This window comes from Variovorax beijingensis (assembly GCF_007828835.1).
GTDB lineage: Bacteria > Pseudomonadota > Gammaproteobacteria > Burkholderiales > Burkholderiaceae_C > Variovorax > Variovorax beijingensis_A.
Genome location: NZ_VIVL01000004.1, coordinates 501,601 through 518,278 on the forward strand (window position 1 = coordinate 501,601; position 16,678 = coordinate 518,278).

At 67.2% G+C, this 16,678-nt stretch carries 19 protein-coding genes; 15 read left to right on the forward strand and 4 right to left on the reverse strand.

Going from position 1 to position 16,678, the window contains the following annotated elements; genetic code table 11:
- Positions 1–11: 11 nt before the first annotated feature.
- The 6 genes from FB547_RS15905 (at position 12) to FB547_RS15930 (ending at position 5,887) form a co-directional block, all read left to right on the forward strand.
- Complete coding sequence (locus tag FB547_RS15905; RefSeq protein ID WP_145743753.1) at positions 12–986, forward strand: aliphatic sulfonate ABC transporter substrate-binding protein; 975 nt, start codon at positions 12–14, stop codon at positions 984–986.
- Positions 983–1,813, forward strand: a complete 831-nt coding sequence (locus FB547_RS15910; RefSeq protein WP_145743755.1) for an ATP-binding cassette domain-containing protein — start codon at positions 983–985, stop codon at positions 1,811–1,813. The genes FB547_RS15905 and FB547_RS15910 overlap by 4 nt, the downstream gene beginning before the upstream one ends.
- 39 nt (positions 1,814–1,852) lie before the next feature.
- Positions 1,853–3,139, forward strand: coding sequence for an O-acetylhomoserine aminocarboxypropyltransferase/cysteine synthase family protein (locus FB547_RS15915; protein WP_145743757.1), 1,287 nt, complete (start codon positions 1,853–1,855; stop codon positions 3,137–3,139).
- 62 nt (positions 3,140–3,201) lie between these two features.
- The gene (locus FB547_RS15920; protein WP_007829250.1) at positions 3,202–3,417 is read left to right on the forward strand and encodes a molybdopterin-binding protein; all 216 of its coding nucleotides are present in this window, start codon (positions 3,202–3,204) and stop codon (positions 3,415–3,417) included.
- Positions 3,418–3,531: 114 nt separating this feature from the next.
- A complete protein-coding gene (epsC, locus tag FB547_RS15925) occupies positions 3,532–4,446 on the forward strand; it encodes a serine O-acetyltransferase EpsC (RefSeq protein WP_145743759.1) in 915 nt (304 codons plus the stop codon).
- A gap of 73 nt (positions 4,447–4,519) precedes the next feature.
- Entirely contained in the window at positions 4,520–5,887 is a 1,368-nt protein-coding gene (locus tag FB547_RS15930) for an NAD(P)/FAD-dependent oxidoreductase (protein ID WP_145743761.1), read from the forward strand.
- Positions 5,888–5,891: 4 nt separating this feature from the next.
- Here the strand turns inward: FB547_RS15930 and FB547_RS15935 are convergent, their stop codons facing one another.
- Positions 5,892–6,569, reverse strand: coding sequence for an Asp/Glu/hydantoin racemase (locus tag FB547_RS15935; protein ID WP_145743763.1), 678 nt, complete (start codon positions 6,567–6,569; stop codon positions 5,892–5,894).
- A gap of 13 nt (positions 6,570–6,582) precedes the next feature.
- Positions 6,583–7,518, reverse strand: a complete 936-nt coding sequence (gene panE, locus FB547_RS15940; RefSeq protein ID WP_145743765.1) for a 2-dehydropantoate 2-reductase — start codon at positions 7,516–7,518, stop codon at positions 6,583–6,585.
- Between the two features lie 186 nt (positions 7,519–7,704).
- Here panE and FB547_RS15945 point away from each other — a divergent pair, with 186 nt between their 5' ends.
- The gene (locus FB547_RS15945) at positions 7,705–8,262 is read left to right on the forward strand and encodes an NADPH-dependent FMN reductase (protein WP_145743767.1); all 558 of its coding nucleotides are present in this window, start codon (positions 7,705–7,707) and stop codon (positions 8,260–8,262) included.
- Between the two features lie 69 nt (positions 8,263–8,331).
- Here FB547_RS15945 and FB547_RS15950 read toward each other — a convergent pair whose 3' ends face one another.
- The gene (locus tag FB547_RS15950; protein WP_124957836.1) at positions 8,332–8,979 is read right to left on the reverse strand and encodes an FMN-dependent NADH-azoreductase; all 648 of its coding nucleotides are present in this window, start codon (positions 8,977–8,979) and stop codon (positions 8,332–8,334) included.
- A gap of 130 nt (positions 8,980–9,109) precedes the next feature.
- On the opposite strand from FB547_RS15950, the gene FB547_RS15955 reads away from it, so the two are divergent.
- The 8 genes from FB547_RS15955 to FB547_RS15995 all read left to right on the forward strand — a co-directional run bounded on the left by FB547_RS15955 (position 9,110) and on the right by FB547_RS15995 (position 15,924).
- On the forward strand, positions 9,110–10,024 hold the full coding sequence (locus FB547_RS15955) for a LysR family transcriptional regulator (RefSeq protein ID WP_145743769.1): 915 nt from the start codon (positions 9,110–9,112) through the stop codon (positions 10,022–10,024).
- 112 nt (positions 10,025–10,136) lie between these two features.
- Complete coding sequence (locus FB547_RS15960; protein WP_145743771.1) at positions 10,137–10,778, forward strand: peroxiredoxin; 642 nt, start codon at positions 10,137–10,139, stop codon at positions 10,776–10,778.
- Between the two features lie 20 nt (positions 10,779–10,798).
- Complete coding sequence (locus FB547_RS15965) at positions 10,799–11,374, forward strand: RBBP9/YdeN family alpha/beta hydrolase (protein ID WP_012748064.1); 576 nt, start codon at positions 10,799–10,801, stop codon at positions 11,372–11,374.
- Positions 11,371–12,387 (forward strand): sulfate ABC transporter substrate-binding protein, encoded by a 1,017-nt coding sequence (locus tag FB547_RS15970; RefSeq protein WP_145743773.1) that lies wholly within the window; start codon positions 11,371–11,373, stop codon positions 12,385–12,387. Before FB547_RS15965 ends, FB547_RS15970 begins: the two co-directional genes overlap by 4 nt.
- Positions 12,388–13,275 (forward strand): sulfate ABC transporter permease subunit CysT, encoded by an 888-nt coding sequence (cysT, locus tag FB547_RS15975; RefSeq protein WP_145743775.1) that lies wholly within the window; start codon positions 12,388–12,390, stop codon positions 13,273–13,275.
- A 130-nt stretch (positions 13,276–13,405) separates the two neighbouring features.
- Positions 13,406–14,308, forward strand: coding sequence for a sulfate ABC transporter permease subunit CysW (gene cysW / locus FB547_RS15985; protein ID WP_145743777.1), 903 nt, complete (start codon positions 13,406–13,408; stop codon positions 14,306–14,308).
- A gap of 18 nt (positions 14,309–14,326) precedes the next feature.
- Positions 14,327–15,424 (forward strand): sulfate/molybdate ABC transporter ATP-binding protein, encoded by a 1,098-nt coding sequence (locus tag FB547_RS15990; protein WP_145743779.1) that lies wholly within the window; start codon positions 14,327–14,329, stop codon positions 15,422–15,424.
- Positions 15,421–15,924: a disulfide bond formation protein B gene (locus FB547_RS15995; protein WP_145743794.1), complete on the forward strand. Its 504-nt coding sequence runs from the start codon at positions 15,421–15,423 to the stop codon at positions 15,922–15,924. Before FB547_RS15990 ends, FB547_RS15995 begins: the two co-directional genes overlap by 4 nt.
- Here the strand turns inward: FB547_RS15995 and FB547_RS16000 are convergent, their stop codons facing one another.
- Positions 15,925–16,617, reverse strand: a complete 693-nt coding sequence (locus tag FB547_RS16000) for a mobilization protein (RefSeq protein WP_012748058.1) — start codon at positions 16,615–16,617, stop codon at positions 15,925–15,927.
- Between the last annotated feature and the right edge of the window lie 61 nt (positions 16,618–16,678).

A 16,678-nucleotide genomic window follows, 5' to 3' on the forward strand; every position in this document is an offset into this window, starting at 1 on the left:
GGGCCGGGCGCATGAAGAACATCATTTCGCGACGCGCGGCCATCGCCATGCTGGGCGCACTGGGCGCCGGTGCCGTGTTCGCGCAGGGCGGGGCCGCGCGGCCCGTCACCGTGCGGCTCGGCTACCAGAAGTCCTCGACGCTGATCGCCCTGCTGAAGGTGCAGGGCACGCTCGAGAAGCAGCTTGCCCCGCTCAACGCCACGCTGAGCTGGCACGAGTTCACCAGCGGGCTGCCGCTGCTCGAGGCCCTGAACCTCGACAACCTGGACATCAGTGCCGACGTGGCCGACACCGTGCCGGTGTTCGCGCAGGCTGCCGGCGCCGACCTGACCTTTGTCGCGCAGGAAGCGCCTTCGCCCGCAGCACAGGCCATTCTCGTGCGCGAGGACTCGCCGCTCAGGTCGGTGGCCGATCTCAAGGGAAAGAAGGTCGGCTTCGCCAAGGCGGCCGGCGCGCACTACCTGCTGATCGCGGCGCTGGAGAAGGCCGGCCTGTCCTTCAGGGACATCGATCCTGCCTACCTGACACCGGCCGACGGCCGTGCCGCCTTCGAGCGCGGCGCCATCGACGCCTGGGTCGTGTGGGATCCATTCCTGGCGGCTGCGCAGCGCCAGGCCAGGGTGCGCGTGCTGGCCGATGGCACGGGCATCGCCTCATACCAGCGCTACTACCTCGCCAGCACCAAGTTCTCGAAGGCGCGCCCGGACGTGCTGCGCGTGGTCTATGCCGAGCTCGAGAAAACCGGCCGATGGGTCAAGCAGAACCCGAAGGATGCCGCGGCGCTGCTGTCGCCCGTCTGGGGCCTGGACGCGGCAACGATCGAGCAGGCCAACGCCCGCCGCAGCTACGCGGTGCGCCCGGTGGTGGCCGAGGCGCTGGTCGAACAGCAGCGCATCGCCGATGCCTTCTTTGCGGAAAAGCTGCTGCCGAGAAAGATCAACGCGCTCGACGTGGCGCTCTTCCAACCGGGCCTCAAATCATCATGAATGCCGTTCTGAAAGACACACGGCCGCTGGCCATCTCGGGCGGCGTTCGCCTGGAGGCGCGCGGCCTGCACAAGCGCTATGGCGAGCGCGAGGTGCTGCGCAACACGCAACTCGCCATCGAGCCGGGGCAGTTCATCGCCATCGTCGGGCGCAGCGGCTGCGGCAAGAGCACGCTGCTGCGGCTGGTTGCCGGGCTCGAGAAGGCCAGCGCCGGCGGGCTCTTCACGGACGGCAAGGCCATCGACGGCCTGCACGACGACACCCGGATCATGTTCCAGGAAGCGCGCCTCCTGCCCTGGCGCCGGGTGCTCGACAACGTGACGCTCGGCCTGCCCGACGAAGCCAAGGCACGGGGCAAGGAGGTGCTCGCGCAGGTGGGCCTGGCCGACCGCGAGAACGAATGGCCGGCGCGGCTGTCGGGCGGCCAGCGCCAGCGGGTGGCGCTCGCACGGGCGCTGGTGCATCACCCGCGCCTGCTGTTGCTCGACGAGCCGCTGGGCGCGCTGGACGCGCTCACGCGCATCGAGATGCATCGCCTCATCGAGAACCTGTGGCAGCGCCACCGCTTCACCGCGCTCTTGGTGACGCATGACGTGCAGGAGGCCGTGGCGCTCGCGGACCGCGTGATCCTGATTGAGGACGGGCGCATCGCGCTCGACGAGAACATTGCGCTTGCCAGGCCGCGCTCGCAGGGCGACCCGGCGTTCGCGGCCATCGAGAAACGCATTCTCGACCGCGTGCTGCAAAAGCCCGGCGAGGCCGAATCCGCCGCCACGGACGCCAGCTGGCTGCAGCCTTCCGCGCACACGCTGCGCTGGGCGATCTGAATCCATCGTTCATCCAATCACAACGAAAAAGGCAGTCGCATGTCGCAGAACTGGAAATTCGAAACCCTGTCGGTGCACGCCGGCTATTCGCCCGAGCCGACCACGCGCGCCGTGGCGCCGCCCATCTATCAGACGGTGGCCTATGCCTTCGACAGCGCGCAGCACGGCGCCGACCTGTTCGACCTGAAGGTGCCCGGCAACATCTACACCCGCATCAACAACCCGACGCAGGACGTGCTCGAGCAGCGCGTGGCGGCGCTCGAAGGCGGCATCGCGGCGCTCGCGCTGGCCTCGGGCCAGGCGGCCGTGACCTATGCGATCCAGACCATCGCCGAGGCCGGCGACAACATCGTCAGCAGCACCGCGCTCTACGGCGGCACCTACAACCTGTTCGCGCACACGCTGCCGCAGTTCGGCATCACCACGCGCTTCGCGGACCACCGCGATCCAGCGAGCTTCGAGAAGCTGTTCGACGAGAGGACCAAGGCCGTGTTCGTCGAATCGCTCGGCAACCCGGCCGGCAACGTGACCGACATCGCGGCCATCGCCGAGATCGCGCACCGCCACGGTGTGCCGCTGATCGTGGACAACACCGTGCCTTCGCCGTACCTGAGCCGGCCCATCGAGCATGGCGCCGACATCGTGGTGCACTCGCTCACCAAGTACCTGGGCGGCCACGGCACCAGCATCGGCGGCGCCATCGTCGATTCGGGCAAGTTCCCGTGGGCCGAGCACAAGCAGCGCTTCCGGCGCCTGAACGAGCCCGACGTGAGCTACCACGGCGTGGTCTACACCGAGGCGCTGGGCCCGGCCGCCTACATCGGCCGTGCGCGCGTGGTGCCGCTGCGCAACACCGGCGCGGCCATCTCGCCGTTCAACGCCTTCCTGATCCTGCAGGGCATCGAGACGCTGGCGCTGCGCATGGACCGCATCAGCAGCAATGCGCTTTCGGTGGCCCAGCACCTGAAGACGCACAAGGCCGTCAACTGGGTCAACTACGCGGCGCTCGAAGACCACCCCGACCATGCATTGGCGAAGAAGTACTTCGGCGGCCGCTCCAGCGGCGTGCTGACCTTCGGCATCGGCGCCGGCCGCGAGGGCGGGGCGAAGTTCCTCGATGCGCTCAAGCTCTTCACGCGGCTCGTGAACATCGGCGACGTGCGCTCGCTCGCCACGCACCCGGCCTCCACCACGCACCGGCAACTCTCGCCAGAAGAGCTGGCGCGGGCCGGCGTCACGGAAGACACCGTGCGCCTGTCGGTCGGCATCGAGCACATCGACGACCTCGTTGCCGACCTCGACCAGGCGCTGGCTGCCGCCGGGTGACCGCCTTGCCCTTGTTTCTCCTGCCCGAACCCTTCCTTCAACCCCAAAGAGAAAGAAACACCATGTCCATCCAAGCCATCAACGTCCGCAACCAGTTTAAGGGCAAGGTCCGCGAGATCATCCGCGGCGACGTCGTCTCCGAAGTCGACGTCGAAACCGCCTGGGGCATCGTGACCTCGGTCATCACCACGCGCTCGGTCGACGAACTGCAGCTCAAGGTGGGCTCCGACGTGGTCGCGCTCGTGAAGTCGACCGAGGTTTCGATCGCGAAGCTTTGACGATCCCGGGGCTTGCGAACAACCCGGGTGCCACCGTGGCGCCGGGTTTTCAGTTCTTGGCACATCGGCCATGGGCTTCTACAGTGTGATCTGCACAACGCCCGGAGAGAAGCCATGGCCAATTTCGAAGTAGGCGACATCGTCCGCGCGCTGCACGCCGCGCGCGATGAATGGCGCGATTCGCAGCGCCGCTCGCGCGAGCCCGGCACGCGCGAGTTTCCGTCGCGCGATGCGCTGGCGCAGGTCATCGAATCGCTCAAGGGCGCGCTGTTTCCGATGCGGCTCGGCCCGCCCGACCTGCGCCACGAGAGCGAGGATTTCTACGTCGGCCACACGCTGAACACCGCCCTGCAGGCGCTGCTGGTGCAGGCGCGGCTGGAACTCAACTACAACGCCCGCCACGAGCCGCGCCCCGCGAGCGAAGTCGAAGGCCTCGCCACCGAGGCCATCCGCCAGTTCGCGAACGCGCTGCCGGGCCTGCGCCGCCTGCTCGACACCGACGTGCTCGCCGCCTACCAGGGCGACCCGGCGGCGCGCAGCGTGGACGAGGTGCTGCTGTGCTATCCCGGCGTGCTCGCGATGATCCACCATCGGCTGGCGCACGAGCTCTACAAGCTTGAATTGCCGCTCCTGGCGCGCATCGTGGCCGAGCTCGCGCATGCGCAGACCGGCATCGACATCCACCCCGGTGCGCAGATCGATGCGGGCTTCTTCATGGACCACGGCACGGGCGTGGTCATCGGCGAAACGGCGATCATCGGCAAGCGCGTGCGCCTGTACCAGGCCGTCACACTCGGCGCCAAGCGCTTCCCGACCGATGCCGACGGCAACCTGCAGAAGGGCCTGCCGCGCCATCCGGTGGTGGAAGACGACGTGGTGATCTATGCCGGCGCCACCATCCTCGGGCGCGTGACGCTGGGCAAGGGCGCCGTCATCGGCGGCAACGTGTGGATCACCGACAACGTGCCCGCGGGCGCGAGCGTGACGCAGGCGAGCCTGCAGAACGCGCCGAAGGCGAACGCGGCATAGGAACGGCACCGAGGAGCGGGCGGCTTCGGCCGCGCTATGCTTGGCCGTTGTCAACTATGTAGCTTGCCTTCGCATGTCATTGCCTCAAGCCACTTCCTCCATTTCTTCCGCCCCCCCGGCGGGCGACGCGTCCTGCGACGTGCTCGTGATCGGGGGCGGCCCCGCAGGCTCCACGATTTCCGCGCTGCTCGCGCAGCAGGGCCGCAAGGTGGTGCTGCTCGAGAAGGCGCATCACCCGCGCTTTCACATCGGCGAATCGCTGCTGCCCGGGAACGTCGAGCTGTTCGACAGGCTCGGCGTGCGCGACCAGGTTGACAAAATCGGCATGCCCAAGTTCGGCATCGAATTCGTCTCGCCGGAGCACGAGCACCGCAGCTATGTGGAATTTGCCGAAGGCATGGACAAGTCGCTCGATTCCGCCTGGCAGGTGCGCCGCTCGGAACTCGACGAACTGCTGTTCCGCAATGCCGCCACGCGCGGCGCGCAGACGCTCGAAGGCTGCAAGGTGCGCGACGTGGCCTTCGACGCCGATGGCGCCACGGTGCAGGCCGAGATGGACGACGGTGCCAGGCGCAGCTGGCGCGCCCGCTTCGTGGTCGATGCCACGGGACGCGACACGTTGCTGGCCAACAAATTCCGCTGCAAGGAAAAGAACCCCGACCACAACAGCACGGCGCTGTTCGGCCACTTCACCAACGCCGAGCGGCTGGAGGGCAAGAAGGAAGGCAACATCAGCATCTGCTGGTTCCCGCACGGCTGGTTCTGGTTCATTCCGCTGGCCGACGGCACCACCAGCGTGGGCGCGGTCTGCTGGCCGTACTACCTGAAGACGCGCGACAAGCCGCTGAAGGAGTTCTTCTACGACACCATCGCGCTGTGCCCGGTGCTGGTGGATCGGCTGAAGCACGCGACGCTGGTGGACGATGCGGTGCACGCCACCGGCAACTTCTCGTACTCGAGCACGCACGCCACGGGCGACCGCTACCTGATGCTGGGCGATGCCTTCACCTTCATCGACCCGATGTTCTCGTCGGGCGTGTACCTCGCGATGCACAGCGCCTTCGACGGCGCCGAGCTGGTGGCCACCGCGCTCGACCGGCCGGCCGAGCTGGCGCTGGTGAGAAAAAGCTTCGAAGCCATGATGCGCAAGGGACCGCGCGAATATTCGTGGTTCATCTACCGCGTGACCAACCCGACCATCCGCGACATGTTCATGCACCCGGGCAATCCGTTCCGCGTGAAGGAGGGGCTGATGTCGCTGCTGGCCGGCGACATCTACCGCGGCACGCCGATGTGGCGCGCGCTCGGCATGTTCAAGTTTCTTTACTACTTCATCTCGATCACCCACCTGCGCCGCACCTGGGCTGGCTGGAAGCGGCACCGCTTCAACATCCGCGACATGGGCGCACTGAAGGGCGAGACGATCCTCAAGTCGGAGTAGCGACTCAGGTCGCCCACGCCGAGCGCGAGGCGCGCAGCGTGGCCACGGCATGCGCCACGCCCGGGCCGGGGCTGCCGAGCACCTCGATGCCGAGGTCTGCGAGCTCATCCGCAACGGGGGCCATCGAGGCCTGCGCCAGCACCACCACGTCGGCGCCGGTGGCGGCGCTTCGGATCGCACCGGAGAGCATCTCGATGTAGCCGGCCGTATCGCCGGCCTCGAAGTGCGGCCAGGCCCCGGCGACCAGGAGCGTGCTCGGCCGGACGCCGACGCCGGCCTGCGCAGCGGCCGAAAGAACCAGCGCGGTGGTCGGCTCCAGTGTGCTTTCGAGCGCCGCTGCAATCAGCACGCGCGGGCCGGCGCGCACGGCGCGGTCGGCCATCGCGCGGTCGATGCGCTGGGCTGCGAAGGCGCCGCCTGTCGGGGTTTTTTCCGCGACTCCGCCGATGGTCGAGCAGGTGCATGCCACCACGGCGGCGCCCTCGGATGCCGCCTCGCGCATGGCCTCGTGCACGCGCGCGGCCAGCATCGGGTTGTCGATGCCTAGGGTGCGGGCTTCGTGCAGCAGTTCCTCCATCACCAGGTGGCGCACCTCCAGTTCGGGCGCGATCTCGCGGGCCAGGCGCTCGAAGGTCGGCACATGGGCCTGCGCCGTGTGGAGGAAGGCGATGGCGTCGTTCATCGAGACGAGAGGCTCAGGCCGCTTCGCGCGCGCGCCGCGCCTCGTAGGCCTTCAGGTGGACGTAGGCCGTGCGCAGCACCGAAGGCACCGAGGAAGAAGAGGCGGCAGGCGCGCGGCCGAGCAGGTCGCCGACGATGTGGTCGGCCTCGATCGGTGCGCCGCGCACGATGTCCTTGTACATGGAGGCGGTCATAGGGGAGCCCGGCGCCGTCATCATGGCGCGGCCGCGCTCGACGGCGGCCGGGCGCGGCGCGAAGCCGTTGTGCGCGGCAATGGCGCAGCATTCGTCGAAGATCGCGAGCGCCACGTCCTGTCCGCCCGCGCTCGCAATGTCGCCGATGGACGCGCGCATCAGGCTCGTGAGCCCGGCCGCCGAGGCGATGAAGACCCACTTCTCCCACATGTCCTGCGAGATGTTCTCGCTCGGCGTGGCATCGAACTTCGCGCCCGCGAACTGCGCGGCAATGGCATCGACCCGCGCCGAGCGTCCGCCCGCGCGCTCGCCGAAGGCAAGGCCGTGCATGTCGTTGAGGTGCAGCACGCGGCCTTCGTCGTCCAGCGTGGCGGAGATCATGCACAGGCCGCCGAGCACGCGTTCGCTGCCGAAGCGCTCGGCCAGGCGGTCGATGTGGCTCATGCCGTTGAGCAGGGGAAGAATGACCGTGCCGGGGCCGACGGCCGGCGCGAACGACGCCATGGTCGCGTCGAGGTCGTAGGCCTTGCTGCCGACCACGACCACGTCGAAGGGCGCCTTGATGTCCTCGGCCAGCAGGTGGGGCGGCGAGGGCAGTTGCAGGTTGCCGAACGGGCTTTGAACCACCAGTCCGGTCTTCGCGATCTGTGCCGCGCGTCGCGCTCGCAGCAGAAAGGTGACGTCGCGTCCTGCCTCCAGCAGCCGGCCGCCGAAATAACCACCGAGTGCACCGGCACCCACTACTAGAAATCGCATCGTGAACTGCTCCTGGGATCAAAGGTCTCGGGCGATGATGCACGCGATTGCGCAAGCCTGCTGCGCATGCCGCAAAGCCGGGGCGGGGCCCAAGAGCTTTTCTGGAAAAGGTCTTGGGCGCTTCGCATAATCGCCCCGGTCATTCCTTTCCGTTCGTGTTTTCCCCACTTCAAAGGAGCTTCATCCATGAGCCAGACCCGAATTGCCGTGATCGTCGGCAGCCTTCGCAAGGATTCGTTCAACCAGAAGCTGGCCCTTGCGCTGGCGCACCTCGCGCCCTCTGACTTCACGTTCGAGCATTTGCGCATCGACGATCTGCCCCTGTACAACCAGGACGACGACGGCAACCAGGCGCCTTCGGTGAAGCGGCTCAAGACCGAGATCGCGGCGGCCCAGGGCTTGTTGTTCGTCACGCCCGAATACAACCGTTCGTTCCCCGGCGTATTGAAGAACGCGATCGATCACGCTTCGCGTCCCTATGGCCAGAGCGCCTGGGCTGGCAAGCCGGCGGGCGTGCTGGGCATTTCGGTAGGCGCCATCGGTACCGCGGTGGCGCAGCAGCATTTGCGCACTGTGCTGGCGTACCTCGATGTCCCCACGCTCGGGCAGCCCGAGGCGTTCCTTCAGGTCAAGGAAGGCCTGTTCGATGACACGGGCCACATCGGCAACGAAGGCACGAAGAAGTTCCTGCAGGGCTGGATGGACAAGTACGTGGCCTGGGTCAAGAGCCACGCGGCCGCCTGAGGCAGCCGAATCCGCCAATGAAAAATGCCGCCCCTGGGGGCGGCATTTTCATTGGGGTGGAACCGAGGCTCAGGCAGCCTGCGCCACGTCCTTCTGGTTGGCGGCTTCGGCTGTTGCCGCCCGGATGTCGACGCGTGCCGCGGCCAGTGCGGCGGCCTTGGTGGCATCGCCCATGGCCACGCCTTCGGCACGCACGAAGCGCACGTCGGTGATGCCGAAGAAGCCGAACACCACCTTCAGGTAGCTCTCCTGGTGCTCCGCGGCCTGGCCGCCTTCGGTCGTCGAGTAGATGCCGCCGCGGCTGGACGCCACGATCACGGTCTTGCCGCCGGCCAGGCCCACGGGGCCCTTGTCGGTGTACTTGAAGGTGCGGCCGATTTGCGCGAGCCGGTCGATCCAGGCCTTGAGCTGGGTCGGCACCGAGAAGTTGTACAGCGGTGCGCCCACCACGATGACGTCCGAAGCCAGGAACTGGCTCACCAGCTGTTCCGAGAGCGCGTTCTCGCGCTGCTGGGCTTCGGTCGGCTGGGCCTGCACGCCGGTCTTGATGCCCAGGGCATCGGCGCCGAAGTGCGACGGGGCGTTGGCGGCGAGGTCGAGGTACTCGACGGTGGTGTCGGGATGCGCGGCTTTCCAGGCCGCCACGATCTCGGCCGTGAGGAGGCGGGAGGTCGAATTGGCACTCAGGATGCTGGAGTCGATATGGAGCAGCTTCATGGTCGATCACTTTCGTGTGGAGGTCGGCGCTCAAAGGTGGCCGGCGATGGCGTAATTCTATTTTTGATGCGAGTGGATGATAAGTAGCCAAATTTTGACTACATCGTCCCATGTGCAGGACAATGAACGCATGCAAGACCTCAACGACATGGTTTTCTTCGCCGAGGTGGCAGAGCGCGGCGGCTTTGCCGCGGCCAGCCGCGCGCTCGGCATTCCCAAGTCGCGCCTGTCGCGCCGTGTGGCGGAACTGGAGGATCGGCTCGGCGTGCAGCTGATGCAGCGCAGCACGCGGCGCCTGTCGCTCACGCCTGCGGGCGAGATCTTCCTGCGGCATTCGGCCGCCGTGCGGGACGCGGCGCAGGCCGCGACCGAGGCGGTGGCGCAGGTGCACACCGAGCCCTGCGGCACGGTCCGCCTGAGCTGCCCGATCACCATCGCCCACAGCGGGCTTGCACAGCTGCTGCCGCGCTTCATGGAGCGCTACCCGGCGGTGCGCGTCGACCTGCGCGTCATGAACCGGCCCGTGGACCTGATCGAGGAGGGCATCGACATCGCGCTGCGCGTGCGCCCCGCCATCGAAGACAGCACCACGCTCGTGGCCAAGGTGCTGGGCACCAGCCGCGCCGTGCTCGTGGCCCGGCCGGAGCTGCTGCAGCGCCTCGGGCCGGTCCGCACGCCGGACGACCTTGCGCGGCTGCCGACGACGGCCATGTCGGCCAACGCCGAGGGCCGCAGCGAATGGCGGCTCGAGGGGCCGAAAGGCGAGATTCACGTGCACGTCCATACGCCACGCTGCGTGGCGGACGATCTGGCGACGCTGCAGCTGGTCGCGCTCGAAGGCGTGGGCGCGACGCTGCTGCCCGGCTACATGTGCCGCGCCGACGTGGAGGCGGGCCGGCTCGCGCAGGTGCTGCCCGGCTGGGGGCCTGCGCCGGTGATCGCCCACATGGTTTTCCCGCCGCGGCGGGCCCTGGTGCCGGCGGTTCGCCAGCTGATCGATTTCCTGACCGAGCACATGAGCGGGAGCCAATCGGGCATGTATTAGCGGATCGGGGCTTCTTATGCGAAAAACGCCATAACCAAACAAGTAGATATTCGTTTGGCATTGAAGCTGCGCTTCGCACAATCCCAGGCTCCCATCCATCCAAGGAGCGACCATGGCGACCCTGCGACTCGGCGACACAGCCCCCAATTTCACCCAGGACTCCAGCGAAGGCCCCCTCGACTTCTACCAGTGGGCCGGCGATTCGTGGGTGGTGTTCTTCTCGCACCCGGCCGATTTCACGCCCGTGTGCACCACCGAGCTCGGCAAGACCGCGGCGCTGTCGGGCGAATTCGCCAAGCGCGGCGTGAAGCCGATCGCGCTGAGCGTCGACCCGGCCACCAGGCACAAGGAGTGGATCGGCGACATCAACGAGACGCAGAACACCACCGTCAACTTCCCGATCATCGCGGACCATGACCGCAAGGTGGCCGACCTGTACGACCTGATCCACCCGAACGCATCGGCCACTGCCACGGTGCGCAGCGTGTTCATCATCGATCCGAAGAAGGCGATCCGCGCGACCATCACCTACCCGGCATCCACCGGCCGCAACTTCGACGAGATCCTGCGCGTGATCGACTCGCTGCAGCTCACCGACAGCCACAAGGTGGCCACGCCCGTGAACTGGAAGGATGGCGACGACGTGGTCATCATCCCGAGCATCCAGGACCCGGCCGAACTGGCCGAGCGCTTCCCCAAGGGCTTCAAGGCCGTGAAGCCCTACCTGCGCATCACGCCGCAGCCCAACAAGTAAGCGGGCAGGGCAGCGCCTTCATGCAGACTTCCGTGATCATCGTGCCCGGCTGGCGCGACTCCGGGCCCGGCCATTGGCAGAGCCTGTGGGAAGAGCGCATTCCGGGTGCGGCGCGCGTGGTGCAGGACGACTGGGCTTCGCCTAAGCGCGAGGCCTGGGTGGCCACGCTCGCCAGGCTGGTGCTCGAAAGCCCCGGGCCGGTGGTGATTGCCGCACACAGCCTGGGCTGCATTGCCACGGCGCACCTGCCGGCCGAGGCGGCGGCGCGCATCCGCGGGGCGCTGCTGGTGGCACCGGCCGATCCGGAGCGCCGGGCCGTGCTGTCGGACTTCGCGCCCGTGCCCTATGCGGCGCTGCCGTACCGCAGCATCGTGGTGGCGAGCAGCAACGACCCGTATTGCCCGATCCGGCTGGCCGGCGCCTATTCCCGCGCCTGGGGCAGTGAGTTTGTCCGCATGCAGAATGCGGGCCATATCAACATCGATTCGGGGCATGGGGACTGGCCGCTCGGCCTCGCCTTGCTCCAGTCGCTGACCGACGAGCCCGCCGCTTGGCCGGCAGGCCGTGAATTTTCAGAAAACTTGGCAACCACATGACTTCCAGATTCAAGACCTTTGCCGCCGTGCTCGCACTGGCGTCTTCCGCACTCGCCGGCGGCAGCGCCTTCGCGCAGGGCAGCACGCTGCTGAACGCCTCGTACGACGTGGCGCGCGAGTTCTACAAGGACTACAACGCGGCGTTCGTGGCCAACTACAAGAAGACCACCGGCAAGGACGTGAAGATCGACCAGTCGCATGGCGGCTCGAGCGCCCAGGCGCGCGCGGTGGCCGACGGCCTCGATGCCGACGTGGTGACCATGAACACCTCCACCGACATCGACTTCCTGGCCAACGCCGGCGTGGTCGCGAAGGACTGGAACAAGAAGTTTCCCGAGAACGCATCGCCCACCACCTCGACCATGCTGTTCCTGGTGCGCAACGGCAACCCCAAGGGCATCAAGGACTGGGAAGACTTGGTCAAGCCCGGCGTGCAGGTCGTGATCGTCAACCCCAAGACCGGCGGCAACGGGCGCTACGCCTACCTGGCGGCCTGGGGCTACGTCAAGAAGAAGGGCGGCACCGACGCCCAGGCGGCCGAGTTCGTCGGCAAGCTGTTCAAGAACGTGCCGGTGCTGGCGCGCGGCGGCCGCGACGCGACCACCGCCTTCCTGCAGCGCAACATCGGCGATGCGCTGATCACCTTCGAATCCGAAGTGGTGTCGATCGACCGCGAGTTCGGCTCCGGCAAGGTCGATTCGGTCTATCCGTCGATCAGCATCGTGGCCGAGAACCCGGTGGCCGTGGTCGAGCGCACCACCAAGAAGAAGGGCACCGGCGAACTCGCCAAGGCCTACCTCGACTGGCTCTATTCCGAAGAGGCGCAGGAAATTGCCGCCAGGCACGCGCTGCGCCCGCGCTCGCAGGCCGTGCTCAAGAAGTACGCCGCCACCTTCAAGCCGCTGCAGCTGTTCACGGTGCAGGAACTGTTCGGCAGCCTCGGCGACGCCCAGAAGGTGCACTTCAACGACGGTGGCCAGTTCGACAAGCTCTACACCCCTGGCGCGAAGTAAATGAGCGGCGCTGTTTCTTCGGCGCTCCCGTCCGCGGGAGCGCCGCTTTCGCATGTGAACCGGGCAGGGGGCTCCAAGCGGGTGCTGCCCGGTTTCCACATCACGCTCGGCTTCTCCATTCTCTACCTGAGCCTGATCGTGCTGATCCCGCTCTCGGCGCTGGTCTTCAAGACCTTCACGCTGAGCTGGGAACAGTTCTGGGTGGCCGTGACCGCGCCGCGCGTGATGGCCTCGTACCGGCTCACCTTCGGCGCCTCGCTGATCGCGGCCGTGGTCAACGCGGTGTTCGGCCTGCTCGTGGCCTGGGTGCTGGTGCGCTACAAGTTCCCGGGCAAGCGCATCGTCGATGCGCTGGTCGACCTGCCGTTCGCGCTGCCCACGGCGGTGGCCGGCATCTCGCTCACGGCGCTGCTCGCGGGCAACGGCTGGATCGGGCAATTGCTCGAGCCGCACGGCATCAAGCTGGCGTTCACGCCGGCGGGCATCGTGATTGCGCTGATCTTCATCGGCCTGCCCTTCGTGGTGCGCACGGTGCAGCCGGTGCTGGAAGACGCCGAGAAGGAACTCGAGGAAGCCGCCACCTCGCTGGGCGCGACGCGGCTGCAGACCTTCACGAAGGTGATCTTCCCGTCGATCGCGCCGGCGCTGCTCACGGGCTTTGCCATGGCCTTTGCACGCGCCATCGGCGAGTACGGCTCGGTGATCTTCATCGCCGGCAACATGCCGATGATTTCGGAGATCACGCCGCTCATCATCATCGGCAAGCTGGAGCAGTACGACTATGCGGGCGCCACCGCGGTCGCGCTGGTGATGCTGGTCCTTTCATTCGTCCTGCTGCTGGTCATCAACGGCCTGCAGGCCTGGCAGCGTCGCCGCGCAGGAGCCTAGGAATGTTGCACTCCCCCAGTCTTCGCGCACTTCGTGTCGCTTCGCCAACCCCCTCGCCGGGGGCAACACCAGCAGCCCGGCAAAGCCGGTTCTGCGGTGTTCCTTCGCGCAGCCTCATCGAGAGTTCGCTATGAGTGCGCCGTCCAAGATCATTCGCCGCGCACAGGCCGGCACCACCGAATCGGCCTGGGTGCGCTGGACGCTGATCGGCATTGCGCTCGCGTTCATGTTCCTGTTCCTCGTGCTGCCGCTGGCCGCCGTGGCGACGGAAGCGCTGCGCAAGGGCCTCGATGCCTATCTCGAAGCACTGAAGGAGCCCGACGCCTGGAGCGCGATTCGCCTCACCTTGATCACGGCCGCCATCGCGGTGCCGATGAACCTGGTGTTCGGCGTGGCCGCAGCCTGGGCCATCGCCAAGTTCGAGTTCCGCGGCAAGGCCTTCCTGACCACGCTGGTGGACCTGCCGTTCGCGGTGTCGCCGGTGGTGGCGGGGCTGATCTATGTGCTGGTGTTCGGCGCGCAGGGCTGGCTCGGCCCGTGGCTCGCGGAGCACGACATCAAGATCATCTTCGCGGTGCCGGGCATCGTGCTGGCGACGGTGTTCGTGACCTTCCCGTTCATCGCGCGCGAACTCGTGCCGCTGATGCAGGCGCAGGGCACCGACGAGGAGCAGGCCGCCATCGTGCTCGGCGCGACCGGCTGGCAGACCTTCTGGCGCGTGACCCTGCCCAACATCAAGTGGGGCCTGCTGTACGGCGTGATCCTGTGCAACGCACGCGCCATGGGCGAGTTCGGGGCGGTGTCGGTGGTGTCGGGCCACATCCGCGGCCAGACCAACACCATGCCGCTGCATGTGGAAGTGCTCTACAACGAATACCAGTCGGTGGCGGCCTTTGCCGTGGCCTCGCTGCTCGCCATCCTGGCGCTGGTCACGCTGGTGATCAAGTCGGTCATCGAATGGCGGCATGAGCGCGAAATGAAGGCCATTGCCGAGCTGCCGCCAGAGCGGCCACCCGAGCCCTCGGCGGCCTGAGAGAGAAAGAACAAGACCATGAGCATCGAAATCCGCAACATCAGCAAGCAGTTCGGCGACTTCCGCGCACTGAACAACGTGAACCTCGACGTCGAGTCGGGCGAACTCGTCGCGCTGCTCGGCCCCTCGGGCTGCGGCAAGACCACGCTGCTGCGCATCATCGCGGGGCTGGAGACGGCCGACACCGGCAGCATTCTCTTTTCGGGCGAGGACACCACCGACGTGCACGTGCGCGAGCGGCAGGTGGGCTTCGTGTTCCAGCATTACGCGCTGTTCCGCCACATGACGGTGTTCGAGAACGTCGCGTTCGGCCTGCGCGTGAAGCCGCGCAAGGAGCGCCCGAGCGACGCGCAGATCAAGCAGAAGGTGACCGACCTGCTCAAGCTGGTGCAGCTCGACTGGCTGGCCGACCGTTACCCGTCGCAGCTCTCGGGCGGCCAGCGCCAGCGCATCGCATTGGCGCGCGCATTGGCGGTGGAACCCAAGGTGCTGCTGCTCGACGAACCCTTCGGCGCGCTCGACGCCAAGGTGCGCAAGGAGCTGCGGCGCTGGCTGCGCCGGCTGCACGACGAGCTGCACGTCACCTCGATCTTCGTCACGCACGACCAGGAAGAGGCGCTCGAAGTGGCCGACCGCGTGGTGGTCATCAACAAGGGCCGCATCGAGCAGGTCGGCTCGCCGCAAGAGGTGTGGGACCAGCCCGCGAGCCCCTTCGTCTATGGCTTCCTGGGCGACGTGAACCTGTTCCACGGCCGGGCCGACAATGGCGCGGTGCAGCTGGACGGCATGCGCCTGGACTCGCCCGAACACAGCGGCGCGCGCGACGCCAAGGCCATGGCCTACGTGCGCCCGCACGATCTCACGGTGGAGCGCTACACCGCCGGCGCCACCGGCATCGTCGCCACCCTGTCGCGCGCCATCGTGGTCGGCCCGATCGCGCGGCTGGAACTTGAGCCCACCGAAACGAATCCAGATAATCCGGGCTCCGGAACCATCATCGAGGCGCAACTTCCTGCGCAACAGTTCCGTGAACTGGGCCTGCACGAGGGCGACACGGTCGTCGCCACGCCGCGCAAGGCCCGGGTGTTCGTAGAAGAAGATTGGGTTTCCCCTTGATCGATTGGTACTTCGGCGCGCCGCGCCGCGCGTATGGGCTGGTCTGCCTGGCCTGCGTCCTGATGCTGGCCTTCGGGCTCTACCTGCAGCACGTGGTCGGGCTCGAGCCTTGCCCCATGTGCATCGTGCAGCGCTATGCGCTGGTGCTGGTGGCGCTTTTCACCGGGCTGGCCGGCGTGTTCAGGAGCCGCGGCCTGCAGGCAACGGGCGGCGTGCTGGCGCTGGTGGCGGCCGCGGGCGGCGCCTACACCGCGGCGGCGCAAAGCTGGCTCCAGTGGAACCCGCCCGAGGTCGTGACCTGCGGGCGCGACCTCTACGGAATGATCGAGACCTTTCCGCTCAAGCGGGCGCTGCCGATGATCTTCCGCGGCGGCGGCGATTGTTCGAAGGTCGACTGGTCGCTGTTCGGCCTGACGCTCGCGAACTGGTCGTTCATCGCCTTCGTGGTGCTGGCGGTGCTGCTGCTCGTGCTGCTTTTTCGCCGGCCCGCGGCGCGCTAGCTAGAGCGGCAGGGTGTCGAAGGCTGCGTAGGCGGTCGCCAGCCAGGACTTCACGCGCTGGCGCTCCAGCAGGCCGAGCGCATGCGGCCCTTCGCGGTCGTTCACGGCCTTCCAGAAACTGGTGTTCTGCGCATCGATCTTGCGCATGCTCGCCTCATGCAGGCGCGGCAGCGTGATCACGCGGGCGCCGTTCGCGGTGGCCTTGGAAAGCGACTGCGACGCCAGCAGCATGCCGAAGTCGCTGCCGCGGCCGTAGTTCTGCACCACGATGTAGTTGGGCCGGTTGCCGAAGGTGTCGATCAGCGTGCCGAGCAGGTCGGTGGAGTCCTTGCCGTCGTCCAGCACGTGCCAGAAGTTCACGGCCACGCCCAGCTCGTCGAACACGTCGAACAGGTCCGATTCCTTGATCCAGCGCGACAGCGGCGCGAGCGTCTGGGCCGCGAGGTCGACGATGACGCTTTGCTGCGGATTCGTCTCGAAGCCGTTCACCACGGTGTCCAGGCCCTCGAAGCTGTCGACCACGATGGGCGAGGCAAAGCCTTCGTAGAAGCGCGTGAACGAGCTGTGCGAGCGGTCGGTGTCGAAGCCCGTGAAAGGCTTGCTGTGGTCGATGAAGTACTGCGCCAGCACGCGCGCCGTGACCGACTTGCCGACACCGCCTTTTTCGCCGCCGATGAAATTGATGGAGCTCATGAGTTGCTGCTGCCTCGAAAGGGTGGAGGAGTGAAGGGCCGGATCATTCTAGGGGCCGCGT